Genomic DNA, 11,956 nt, shown 5'->3' on the forward strand with positions numbered 1-11,956 from the left:
TGTCTTGTTTGGCAGACTCGCCCGGATACAACAGCCTCAAATTGGGTTCGTGTACCTCAGGTCGGGATTTTGCCGCCGGCTTCCTTCAGATTCGACCTCGCGGTCGACACCCTTGCCTTGAGCTAACGGTTGGTACAGCCAACCCCCGTTCGGGACTTTCACCCTATAGCTATCGCCCATGCTGGGCGCACCAAAAAACCGGCCTCTTCACTTTAAGAAGAAGCCGGTTTTACAGGTGCTACGATTTGTTCAATATCCGATACAGCGCGACGACAGTAACTGCCCGGGTCGCCGGTTTATTCGGTTCAAATTTGCTGCCCAGCGGGTCTATCAGTCCCTGGCCTACCGTGTTGTTGATCGACTGGGTCGCCCAGGATGGCCACGACTTTTTGTCCGACATCGCTTTGGCAGGAGTCGCCTTTTTCTTCAGTACACGGTCCAGAATAACGGCTGCCTCTGCCCGGGTCACAGGCTGATCCGGACGGAAGGTGTTGTCCGGGTAGCCTTTTACTAGCCCTTTGGCAATCGCTACTTGGACTGCTCCCTGGGCATAGGCCGGAACTTTGTCCTTGAAGCTCAGCTTGGGCGACGCTGGCAGCTCCCAGTTAAAGGTACGGGCCAAAAGCGTGACGTACTGGGCCCTGGTGAGGGCGACCTCGGGACCAAACGTCGTTTCCGTCAGCCCCTTTACGTACCCTTTTTCAGCCATCCAGGTGATTTCCTTCTTGGCTGCGTGTTTGGAAATGTCCGTAAAGGCTGCACTGCCGCCCGCACCATCCAGATAGTACGGAATGTAGGTACCGTAGTCATTTACCTCGTAGACCCACTGTCCCTGCGCATTTCTCGTACCGAGCAGCGGGTCAAACGTCTTGTTGATTTCGTTTACGTACAGGAGACCTACTCCTTTGCCGGCGATCCAGTTCTTCGGCGTCAAGGTCAATGTCAGCGGAGATGTGGTGATTCTGTCATCCTGACCGTCTTTGTACGTCTCCGGCTTGATCGTAAAGGAGTAGTCAGCCGGGACATAGCCTGGAAGCGGCTGCGGCACGATCGAATTTACTTTGATCGAAGCCATGTCCAGGAAAGGCGCTGTACGCTCAAACGAGTAGCCCAGATCGAGCTCTGCTCCCAGCGAGAGCGTTCCCGGCACCTCTGGAACGACGTTGGTTCCTTTCGGCGCTGTCCCTGCGGAGCCTGGCATAATGAGCGAGACTTCGTCAAAGTACAGCGTGCCTTTGTCTTGCTGGTGGCCGTCTTCCGGACGATCCACAACGTAGATGCTCTTCAACTGCAGCGGATAGGCCACGTTTGCCGGGAAGTAGCCTTTTACCTGCTTCCATCCGGTCCAGTCAATCTCTTGGGCCAGATCGACGTAGACAGGCTTGCCGTGGGCGTCAATTACTTCGGCCCGCAGCCAATGCTTGCTGTTGTCGCCGTTTACCCACAGGCCCAGACCGATCGGCTTGCCCGGGATCTGCTGCGGCTGGGCGGCGATCCGGCCGTAGGCAAAGCGCAACTGGCCTTGAGGCGCTCCGGTGAAGTTGTACGCCAGCTTGGCTGACTTGTGCGTCCGGAATACAGGATCGGATACTGCCGTAAACGAACCATGCGAACTCAGCGACTCAGGGATGGATGCGTGGTGCATGCCTGCCTGATTGTCAAAGGTGATCCACGGCTGTTCCAGCTGACCTACGGTAAACGGAACATTGGTCGCTACGCCATCGTATACGACGGTCAAGGTGCCGTTGCCCGTCTCTTCGCCTGCGATCAGCTGCAGCTGGTCGTTTACAGACGCTACCTGGGAATCCACGCTGGTCTGGACGCTGAGCGGCGTCGCCTGCACCAATTGACCTTTTTTCGTCTTGATTTTCACGTCGAGTGTGAGCGTTTGGCCCGGTGCGACAGAAATCGGGTTAGGCGACACGACTATCTGCTGCACTTCGCTTCCGGAGATTACGTGAACCTCTTTTTGCTGCGCGACGCTTCCCGATCTCGCCGTAAAGGCAATCTGCCCGGATTTCATCGGCGTGAACTTGTTGCCGGTAAACGAACCGGCATCTGGTTGGTTTGCCTGCCAGGAGATCATCGAAGGATCAATGGCGTATGGCTGGTAGTGAGTATCGTACGCTTTGGTTGTAAATTCTGCCGTTTGGCCAATCAGCATCTCGGCCGGGCCATTGATGACAAAGCCCTTCAATTCTCCCGGAGGAGCTGTATTGTAGACCGCCAGTCCCGTAGGCACTCGCCGCTCGGAACCTCCTGTCGTCTTGATTGCCAGGTTGGCTTGCGTATCGCCAAGCATCCGTACAGACATCGTGGTGGAGCCTCCACCGTCGAAGTTGACGGCCCGATATGAGCCAAGCTCGGCCATGATTTTGGCCAGCTCGTCCAAATAAACGCCATTGGTGCCGTCAATTGTCACCATCAACAACGTTTTTCCATCCTGTGTGATGCCGACAGCCGTCCGCGCATTCAGAGACACGATCGATTTGTCCGCCTGAAACGACGTAAGCGCCCTGCCCTGGTCAACCAGCAGGACGTTCCCGCCAACCGCCTGCGCCCAATCGTGGCTGTTCGGAGTAGTCTGATACTCGACATGAGCCGTCGATCCGACCGGGAAGTTCTGTTTCAGGAAATTGGCTGCTGTTCCATGCCCCCACAGCACATAGCCGTTGTAAGGGATGTAGAAGCCCGGTTGATTGATGCGTACTTCCTTCGCCACGTTGTCCACAAACAAGACCTCGACGACATCCTTGTAGCCGGGAATCGTACCCAGGCTTGTCTGGCCGAACGAAGGCGTGTACATGTTCAATTGGTTCATATGGCTCTTGCGATTGTCGCTGGGATTGTACTCTTCCTTGTTCACCCCTTGCAGCGGGAACGCATTGCCGTTTGGCGCCGTTACTTTGCCGGTAAACCCAAACTTTTCGATCAGAGCCGTTTTGTCACTGGTAATCCCGAGGCCGTACCAGTAAGACACCAGCCCCATTGACGACACCAGTTCTTTGTCTTTCATGACGATTCCGAATGGTGCGCCACGTTTGGACATGTTGAAAAAGTCTGCATTAATCGCGGCAACCGCTCCTGTTTCCCGGGCCATCTGGGTAACGGTTTGACGATCTGTCAGCTTTCCTTTCGTGCCATAGACCGGCTTTACCTCGACATAGGGGTTGGTCAAATCAACCTTGGTCACCATGACATTGATTTGTTTATCTGCAAAGGACTTCGTATATTTATGTAAGGTAGTACCTTCCCCAATGGTCGTTTGCCACATCAATTGCAGCATACTCGTCTCCGCCCGCGCCTGAGCCACATTGCTTGCCAGCGGCGCAAACGGAGCAAAAGCTCCCCAGGCCACAGCGGCAGCCGTGAGCAGCGACAAAACCTTCCGCGCTCTCATGTTGATAACTCCTCTCCCATTTCCTTCTCTGTGTCTGCTTATGTACACAACTATATAATAGACGCTGTGACAGGGGGGATAGTTTCGGTCTTCCATGCAGATTCCGCATTGGAAAAACGAACCAATGTAAACATTTTACATTGACATCGAAAAAGAGGCGCTGAAACCACGCGCCTCTTTGTTGTCCGTTCTCGTTGGGGTATGGAATTGGAATAGCGTTAGCGGCCGGGCGTAAACGGCTCGGGACGCTCCTGTCTCATGCCAAAGTGGTGAAGAATCGCCTCGACAATGCGGCGTGACGCTTCTCCGTCTCCATACGGGTTGGCTGCCTGCGCCATCTCATGGTAGGCGGCGGCATCGCGCAGCAGGTGATCAGCCATCCGGTACACCTGATCTTCGTCCGTTCCTGCCAGCTTCAGCGTTCCAGCAGCGATTCCTTCCGGCCGCTCCGTCGTGTCGCGCAGCACCAGCACTGGAACACCGAGAGATGGAGCTTCTTCCTGGACTCCCCCCGAATCCGTCAGGATCAGATGGGCACGGCGGGCGAAGTTGTGAAAATCAAAAGCATCCAGCGGCTCGATCAGATGAATGCGATCGTGACCGCCCAGCACCTCCTGCGCCACATCCTGGACAGCTGGGTTCAAGTGAACCGGATAGACGACAGCGATATCCTCATGCTCGTCGATCAGGCGTCTGACCGCACGGAAAATGCGGCGCATCGGCTCGCCCAGATTCTCGCGGCGGTGAGCGGTCATCAGCACCATCTTTTTCCCCTGCACCCGATCCAGTACCGGATGGGTGTAATCGTCCCGGACTGTCGTTTTCAGTGCGTCGATCGCCGTGTTTCCGGTAATGTAGATGGACTCCTCCGGCTTGTTTTCCCGGCGCAGGTTGTCTGCGGAGCCTTCCGTCGGCGAAAAATGGAGATCTGCCATGACGCCAGTCAGTTGGCGGTTCATCTCCTCAGGGAACGGGGAATACTTGTCCCACGTGCGAAGCCCCGCCTCCACATGTCCGATCGCCACCTGGTTGTAGAAGGCTGCCAGGCTGGCTACAAAGGTCGTGGTCGTATCGCCGTGAACGAGGACAATGTCTGGTTTTGTTTCCTTGATCACTTGGTCGAGCGCTTCAAGTGCCCGGGTCGTGATCTGCACAAGCGTCTGCCGGTCCTTCATGATGTTCAGGTCGATATCAGGCTGAATATGGAAAATCTCCAGCACCTGATCCAGCATTTGACGGTGCTGCGCTGTCACGCAAACAATCGGTTCGATGTGCTCTTCATGCTTGCTGAGCTCATGGACGAGCGGCGCCATTTTGATCGCTTCCGGCCGCGTCCCGAAGACAGTCATCACTTTTAGCTTCTTCATCGGATTCCCTCTCCTACTTTGTCCCAAACAGTCGGTCGCCGGCGTCGCCAAGACCCGGGATGATGTAGCCGTGATCGTTCAGGTACTCGTCAATAGCCGCTACGTAGATATCGACGTCAGGATGCTCGTCCTGGACCAGCTTGATGCCTTCCGGAGCAGCGATGAGGCACATCAGCTTCATGCTTTTCGCTCCGCGCTTTTTCAGGGCATCAATGGCCGCGGCAGCAGATCCGCCGGTCGCCAGCATCGGGTCGATTACGATCAGTTCACGCTCCGCGATATCGGTCGGCAGTTTTACATAGTACTCTACGGGCTGCAGTGTTTCCGGATCGCGGTAAAGACCCACGTGGCCTACCTTCGCAGCCGGGATCAGCTGCAGAATCCCGTCCACCATTCCCAGGCCTGCGCGGAGAATCGGGATCAGCCCCACTTTTTTTCCGGCAATTACGCGCGCTTGGCAGGTTGCCACCGGCGTTTCGATGGTTGTCTCCTCCAGAGGCATATCTCGGGTGATCTCGTAAGCCATCAGTGTGGCTACCTCGTCCACCAGCTCGCGGAACTCTTTGGTTCCCGTGTTTTTGTCGCGGATGAATGTTACCTTATGCTGGATCAGCGGATGATCTAACACGTATACGCGGCTCATGTATGTTCCTCCGTTTCCACTTGTCAATATATCCTTTCCATAATAGCGGAGGGAGGGGCGGACGTCAATTTGCGTAATCTTTCGTCATTAGGTGCTTTGGTTCGACACCATTTGGGAAAAGCAAAAAGTGAAAAGACCTTTGTTCGTGGCTTTGGTGGAGGAGATGAAAGCGGAGAAAACGCTCAGGGTTCGGTGGGACACTGCTTGGGGGTATGCGCTGTCCGGCCCTGCTCCAAAAGCGGAACGCGGCCAAAAGTCGTTGATTCTGGGGGTGTCTCAGAGGTTGGCCGCTAAAAGCGTGTTCCGCTTTTGGACCATGGCCTGGGAGGTGTCCCAAAGACCCTTCGCTTTTTTCTCCGCTTTCATCTCTACATCCGTTGGGGTGGATCGGTCTTTGGGCTTTTCGTTGGCAAGATCGAAGAGGTGGAGGATAGATCGGACGGATGTACCTTGGCCGTTGCTTCTGTGTGGGCCTCGTAGCTTTTGGATGATTGGAAGGTTTCTATAGACGAAAAAAGGCCCCGCTTATGCTTGCGAGGCCATTTTACTATGTTTGCTATTTGTAATTTGCTAATGATGTCGCTTGATGTACTTGCAGGTGTACCGACCTTATCTTTCCAGCCTTCCCGCTTATACAGTCAGACCTTCGTACATCGGGAAGCGTTGGCAGAGGGCGGAGACGCGTTGTCTTGCTTCTTCGTGCTTCGCCGCATCTTCCGGGTTTTTCAGGGTGAGTGCGATGATCGCTGCTACTTCCTTCATCGCTGCTTCGTCGAATCCGCGGCTGGTCACTGCCGGGGTACCCATGCGGACACCGCTGGTGACAAACGGGCTTTCCGGATCGTAAGGAATCGTATTTTTGTTGGTCGTGATATTGACTTCGTCAAGCAGATGCTCTGCGACTTTTCCAGTCAGACCGAGGTTGCGCACGTCTACGAGGACGAGGTGGTTGTCCGTTCCGCCGGAGACGAGCGTCAGTCCCTCTGCTTGCAGGGCTTCGGCAAAGGCGCGGGCGTTGTTTACGATTTGCTGGGCGTACGCTTTGAATTCAGGCTGGAGGGCTTCGCCAAATGAAACAGCCTTGGCCGCGATGACGTGCATCAACGGCCCGCCTTGCACGCCCGGGAATACGGACTTGTCGATAGCCTTGGCAAATTCCTCCTTGCACAGAATCAGACCGCCGCGAGGACCGCGCAGGGTCTTGTGCGTGGTCGAGGTAACGAAGTGCGCATGCGGCACCGGATTCGGATGCAGTCCAGCCGCCACAAGTCCGGCGATATGGGCCATATCCACCATGAAGTACGCACCGACCTCGTCGGCGATTTCACGGAATTTGGCAAAGTCAATCGTGCGCGGATACGCGCTGGCTCCTGCCACGATCAGCTTCGGCTTGTGCTCAAGCGCTTTGGCGCGCACATCATCGTAATTGATCAGATGGGATTGCTCGTCCACTCCGTATTCGACGAAATTGTAGAGAGACCCGGAGAAGTTGACCGGGCTGCCATGCGTCAAGTGCCCGCCGTGAGACAGGTTCATCCCCAGCACGGTATCGCCCGGCTTCAATATGGTGAAGTAGACAGCCATATTGGCTTGGGCGCCGGAGTGAGGCTGTACATTGGCGTGTTCGGCACCAAACAGTTCCTTGATGCGGTCGCGCGCGATGTTTTCCACGATGTCTACATATTCACAGCCACCGTAGTAACGACGGCCTGGATAGCCTTCAGCGTACTTGTTGGTCAATACCGTTCCCATCGCTTCCATGACGGCACGGCTGACGAAGTTTTCAGATGCGATCAGCTCGATTTTGTCCCGCTGTCTGCCCAGTTCCAGACCGACCGCTTCCGCTACTTGTGGGTCCTGTTTGCGCAAAAACTCTAGCATGGTTTTTTCTCCTCCTGGATCTTTGTTTTAGTTATGAAAAGGGGTTCCCGCAAAGGGGAACAGCCATAACTGGCGAAAATGCCACAGTCACATGCAGCTTTGATTGGACGAGGTGCGCTCATAGACGGCACGGGAACCGCCGATCAGCTTCGGACGGGTGCGCGCTGCCGTTACATGCGCCTCTCCGATCTGGCGAATGGTCGGCCGGACCGGTACCGCTACATGCTTCAGATGCATTCCGATCAGGGTATCTCCGATGTCGATGCCCGCGTGAGCCTTTATGTGCTCGACAACAACGGGAGCTGCCATCTGTTCAAAGGCGCAAGCTGCCATTGAGCCGCCCGCGCTGGGAACAGGCACGACAGAGACCTCCTCAAGCCCGCATTTCTCCATCGTCTCCCGCTCGACGACGAGAGCTCTGTTCAAATGTTCGCAACATTGGAAAGCCAGCGAAAATCCCCGTTCTTGCGCCGCAGCGGAAATTCCCCGGAACAGGGCCTCCGCCACCTCCCGGCTGCCCGCTTTGCCAATGTGTTTGCCGGCCACCTCGCTGGTGCTGCAGCCGATAACAAGCAGCATGCCCGGCCGAAGCTCGGCCAAGCCCGCTACCTCGGAAACGACTTCCCTGGCTTGCTGTTCGATGCGAAGCAGGTCCACCTTACTTCACTCCCGCATGTTTGGCTTCGATCTCGGTGATCTTCTCCACGCGGCGCTCGTGGCGGCCTCCTTGGAAATCGGTCTCCAGCCAAATCTTGACGATGTCAAGGGCAAGGCCGGGGCCGATAACCCGCTCACCCATTGCCAGCACGTTGGTGTTGTTGTGCTCCCTCGTCGCTCTCGCCGAAAATGTGTCATGGACAAGTGCGCAGCGGATGCCGGGAACCTTGTTGGCTGCGATCGACATCCCGATCCCTGTCCCGCACACCAAAATGCCTCGGTCAAATTCTCCTGCCGCTACCTTTTCCGCAACAGGAAGAGCATAGTCCGGGTAGTCGACCGAGTCTTCGCAAGAGCAGCCGAAATCGGCCACTTCCACGTTCATCGTCGCCAGCAGCTTCTTGATTTCCTCTTTTAATTTATATCCACCGTGGTCGGCACCAATCGCCACTTTCATCAGTATCCCTCGCTTACGCTTTTGCTATTTTTATTATAACTCAGATAACGCCCGGTAAAAAGTGAACATTTTTACTAAAAACAAAGATAATGTTCGTCCATTAGCAAGGTTTAGGTAAAAGTCTACCAAAAACTTGCGACAATTGCTATCGGATTGGATCCGGGCATCTTTTGTCTGGTCCAGCAATCTACTGCTGCCGGGACAAGTGAGCCCAAAGCTTGTCCAACAGGACCTGGATTTCACGGGCACATTTGCGGTATTCCTCGACCGTACCGCCGAACGGATCGGCAATATCGCCCCCGTCATTGGCGCCGACGTATTCTTTCAAAGTAAACACTTTTTGCTGCGCCTCAGGAAAGTAGCTGACAATCAGCGACTTGTGACTGTGGGCCATCGTCAGAATCAGGTCAGCCCAAAGGATCAGGTCACCGTTTATCCGCGTAGCCTGATGGTTGTGATCGATTCCGCACTCCGCCAATACTTGAACAGCCTGCTGAGAAGCCGGCTGCCCTTCGTATGCAGCCACGCCCGCAGACCTCACTTCCCAATCGCTGCCTGCCGCAAGTGTCCGAAACAACGCCTCTGCCATCGGACTGCGGCATGTATTTCCCGTGCATACAAACAAAATCCGTTTCATGCTTTCAACTCCTTCCTTGTGCGCTGCCTTTCGCCTCCCGGAATGGACAAAAGGGCAAAGCCGATCCGGGCTGCCCGCTTCAGGAGAAGCTGCCGGGCCATAGTCGCTTCACAGGATAAATTTCAACCCAAAACCAAGCAGGATAAGTCCTCCTAATACTTCGCTGTATTCCCCCAGCCATCCTCCCATACTCCGCCCGATCAGCAGTCCACAATAAGACATCGTTCCTCCCATTATGCCAAACAATGTGACTGCCAGAAACCGGTTGATCTCCATCAGTCCGAACGAAAACCCTACCGTCAATGCGTCCAGGCTGACGCTGAAGGCAAACAGAAGCAGCCCGAAGCCCTTCGTCCGCAGCATGCTTTTTTCGTCACCGTTGGCAAACCCGTTCCAAATCATATGTACGCCGATGCCCATCAGGACAGTTCCCCCGACGAAAACCGCTATATCCCCGATCATATCGGATAAGTAGCCGCCCACTGCGATCCCGACCAATGGCATAGCGATGTGGAACAAGCCGATCGTAACGCTCACTTTCAGTATCTCTCTCAGCCGAATGCCAATCATGCCCACGCCTACTCCGAGTGAAAAGGCATCCATACTCAAAGCAAGAGCAATCATGAGCAGAGTCAGAAACTGACCCCAGTGAAATAAGGCAAGGTCCACGTCGCTCCCCTCCTGTCTTCACTTTTATGCGGACAAGAGGGAGTTTAGACATGCTGATAAAAGCCAAACCTTTCGTTACACAGCCAAAATGCGTCCTCCCGCAGCTTTTTCCAGCCTGTTCATGACAGCCATGCCGATGCCTGAGCGCGGAAATGTCTCGCCGACGATAAATTGCACCTGTTCGTCGTCAAACTGCCGGAGAACACCGTACAAGTGCTGGGCTACCTGTTCAAGCTCCGAGCGCGAACCGACAGAAATGACCACATCTGCTACCTGCTGCTGCCGCCAGTAGGGGAGCGATTCCATTGTTGCCATCACGCCCGTCTTGCGCCCGTGCCGTTTTGCCTCGGCGAGCATGGCTCGCATCTGCTCGTACACCCGGGACTCCTCGCCATCGACGAGCCACATTTCCCCTTCTGGAGCGTAGTGCGTGTACTTCATCCCCGGCGAGCGCGGAGCTTCTGCCGCATCCGGCAGGAAGGCCGGATCGATCGCCACCTCTCCGATGACTTCCTCCAGTTGCTCGCGCGTAATTCCGCCCGGTCTGCAAATAAGCGGAGGCTCTACCGTTACATCAAGCACGGTCGACTCTACACCCACGCCAGTCGCTCCGCCGTCTACTACGCCGACGATCCTGCCTGCAAGGTCTGCCATGACATGCTCAGCTGTCGTAGGACTGGGTCTGCCCGAGCGATTGGCACTGGGAGCCGCCACAGGGACCCCCGCCTGTTTAATCAGCGCCAATGCCACGGGATGATCCGGCATACGCACGCCCACCGTATCAAGACCCGCCGTCACCAGCGAAGCCACTCTCTCTGTTTTTGGCAGGATCAAAGTCAATGGTCCCGGCCAAAACGCCTCAATCAGGGCAGCGCCTTTCTCCGGAAGAGACGATGCAATATCGTTAACCTGCTCTTTATCTGCAATGTGAACAATCAGTGGATTGTCGCTCGGTCTTCCTTTTGCCATGAATATTTTTTCCACAGCCTCGTCAGACAATGCATCGGCCCCCAAACCATATACGGTTTCCGTAGGAAAAGCCACGGTTTCTCCAACACGCAAAAATTGGGCTGCATCCACAATCTGTGTACAAGCTTGGAGATTTTCCACATTTTTATCCACAATCCATACCTTTGTTTTCCGTTTCAAAGCCATCTGTCAAATTCCTTTCCAATACGCATCTTCGTATACGATTTGTGCCTTAAGTATAGTGTTGGAAGCAAAAGTTTTCAACAGCCTGTGAATAACTTGTGAATAACTTGTGGCAGTCGGTGGAAAACAATCCTGTTACTTTTTTTTAACCTTCGCCCTTGTTTCCTTGTAGTATCATTTATCTATCAAATAACATCCATTGTTTTTCCGCGAAAGGATTGAGGAAGCATGAAAACCCCGTCCAAGTCCATTGTCACCAGCCTTGTTGGCGCAGCGTTCTTGCTCGCCGCTGTCAACGCCCCCGCTATGGCTGCCGCCACATCGGCAACAACGCCAGCCATAGCGGCGCCATCGGCTGCACCTGCACAAAAAGCTCAGGTACAGGGAGTCGTTTTCACTCCGAAAACGATTCAGGCCAAAACGGCCGAGTATGAAGCGAAGATTTCTATTCCTGTCATCAGCGGACTCAAAGACAAGGCGTTTGAAACCAAGCTCAATGCTGAACTGCAAAAACTTGCCCAGGACTCGCTCAAAGAAACGCAAGACATGGCCAAGGAAGATGCCGCCACCGCCAAAAAATACGGATACGAGCTTCGGCCCCATGCTCTGGACATCTCCTATGAAGTGCACATGAACGGCAAGCTCGTATCGTTCGCCGTTCAAACGTACCGCTACACAGGGGGCGCCCACGGGATAACAGATGTTGTCTATTACAACCTCGCCAATGTGGAAAAAGCGAAGAACCTCCAGCTTTCCGATCTTTTCCGCCCTGGATATGACTATCGCTATGTCCTGAGCCATTTGATTGCCCAACAAATCAAAGCAGACCCGGATTTGAGCGGGATCGCGGACGGATTCCCCGGCGTTTCCGAAAACCAGTCGTTTGCTTTCGAGAATGGCAAGCTTGTCATTCATTTCGGCCAATACGAAATCGGTCCCTATGCCATTGGAATGCCTGCTTTCACCATTCCTACCGGGAACGTCTTTAACCTGTATAATCCGGAGGTTGCCCAATTGTTGAAGTAAGGCTTGTTTGTATCGTGCAAACGGGATGAGTTATAAGCAAGGAAGAGCCCAGCCATTAAAAAAAGCC

The 11,956-nt window shown here is 54.6% G+C and carries 10 protein-coding genes; 1 reads left to right on the top strand and 9 read right to left on the bottom strand.

The features are described 5' to 3' along the window. Window positions 1-238 precede the first annotated feature (238 nt). The 9 genes from NST96_RS25465 to NST96_RS25505 all read right to left on the bottom strand — a co-directional run bounded on the left by NST96_RS25465 (window position 239) and on the right by NST96_RS25505 (window position 10,866). Window positions 239-3,400 carry a phosphodiester glycosidase family protein gene (locus NST96_RS25465; protein WP_338463154.1) on the bottom strand — a complete coding sequence of 1,054 codons (3,162 nt, stop codon included), beginning with the start codon at window positions 3,398-3,400 and terminating at the stop codon, window positions 239-241. A gap of 218 nt (window positions 3,401-3,618) precedes the next feature. Next, window positions 3,619-4,767, bottom strand: a complete 1,149-nt coding sequence (gene wecB / locus NST96_RS25470) for a UDP-N-acetylglucosamine 2-epimerase (non-hydrolyzing) (protein WP_003388429.1) — start codon at window positions 4,765-4,767, stop codon at window positions 3,619-3,621. A 13-nt stretch (window positions 4,768-4,780) separates the two neighbouring features. Further along, entirely contained in the window at window positions 4,781-5,410 is a 630-nt protein-coding gene (gene upp / locus NST96_RS25475) for a uracil phosphoribosyltransferase (RefSeq protein WP_039070276.1), read from the bottom strand. Between the two features lie 630 nt (window positions 5,411-6,040). Further along, window positions 6,041-7,291, bottom strand: a complete 1,251-nt coding sequence (glyA, locus tag NST96_RS25480) for a serine hydroxymethyltransferase (protein ID WP_003388432.1) — start codon at window positions 7,289-7,291, stop codon at window positions 6,041-6,043. Between the two features lie 87 nt (window positions 7,292-7,378). After that, window positions 7,379-7,948, bottom strand: coding sequence for a TIGR01440 family protein (locus NST96_RS25485; protein ID WP_003388433.1), 570 nt, complete (start codon window positions 7,946-7,948; stop codon window positions 7,379-7,381). Between the two features lies 1 nt (window position 7,949). Beyond that, complete coding sequence (rpiB, locus tag NST96_RS25490) at window positions 7,950-8,405, bottom strand: ribose 5-phosphate isomerase B (protein WP_003388434.1); 456 nt, start codon at window positions 8,403-8,405, stop codon at window positions 7,950-7,952. A 187-nt stretch (window positions 8,406-8,592) separates the two neighbouring features. Then, window positions 8,593-9,042: a low molecular weight protein arginine phosphatase gene (locus NST96_RS25495; protein WP_003388435.1), complete on the bottom strand. Its 450-nt coding sequence runs from the start codon at window positions 9,040-9,042 to the stop codon at window positions 8,593-8,595. Between the two features lie 108 nt (window positions 9,043-9,150). Next, window positions 9,151-9,711 carry a manganese efflux pump MntP family protein gene (locus NST96_RS25500; RefSeq protein WP_003388436.1) on the bottom strand — a complete coding sequence of 187 codons (561 nt, stop codon included), beginning with the start codon at window positions 9,709-9,711 and terminating at the stop codon, window positions 9,151-9,153. A gap of 75 nt (window positions 9,712-9,786) precedes the next feature. Then, window positions 9,787-10,866: an L-threonylcarbamoyladenylate synthase gene (locus NST96_RS25505; RefSeq protein ID WP_327926444.1), complete on the bottom strand. Its 1,080-nt coding sequence runs from the start codon at window positions 10,864-10,866 to the stop codon at window positions 9,787-9,789. A 225-nt stretch (window positions 10,867-11,091) separates the two neighbouring features. Here NST96_RS25505 and NST96_RS25510 point away from each other — a divergent pair, with 225 nt between their 5' ends. Further along, window positions 11,092-11,889, top strand: a complete 798-nt coding sequence (locus NST96_RS25510) for a DUF3298 and DUF4163 domain-containing protein (protein ID WP_031932678.1) — start codon at window positions 11,092-11,094, stop codon at window positions 11,887-11,889. The last annotated feature ends 67 nt before the right edge of the window (window positions 11,890-11,956 follow it).

It is taken from the genome of Brevibacillus sp. FSL K6-2834 (genome assembly GCF_038592925.1).
In the GTDB taxonomy this organism is placed as follows: domain Bacteria; phylum Bacillota; class Bacilli; order Brevibacillales; family Brevibacillaceae; genus Brevibacillus; species Brevibacillus borstelensis.

Coding starts and splice junctions, on each gene's coding strand:
- upp (WP_039070276.1), bottom strand. CDS start 5,410: ATGAGCCGCGTATACGTGTTAGATCATCCGCTGATCCAGCATAAGGTA.
- glyA (WP_003388432.1), bottom strand. CDS start 7,291: ATGCTAGAGTTTTTGCGCAAACAGGACCCACAAGTAGCGGAAGCGGTC.
- NST96_RS25465 (WP_338463154.1), bottom strand. CDS start 3,400: ATGAGAGCGCGGAAGGTTTTGTCGCTGCTCACGGCTGCCGCTGTGGCC.
- NST96_RS25505 (WP_327926444.1), bottom strand. CDS start 10,866: ATGGCTTTGAAACGGAAAACAAAGGTATGGATTGTGGATAAAAATGTG.
- NST96_RS25495 (WP_003388435.1), bottom strand. CDS start 9,042: ATGAAACGGATTTTGTTTGTATGCACGGGAAATACATGCCGCAGTCCG.
- rpiB (WP_003388434.1), bottom strand. CDS start 8,405: ATGAAAGTGGCGATTGGTGCCGACCACGGTGGATATAAATTAAAAGAG.
- wecB (WP_003388429.1), bottom strand. CDS start 4,767: ATGAAGAAGCTAAAAGTGATGACTGTCTTCGGGACGCGGCCGGAAGCG.
- NST96_RS25510 (WP_031932678.1), top strand. CDS start 11,092: ATGAAAACCCCGTCCAAGTCCATTGTCACCAGCCTTGTTGGCGCAGCG.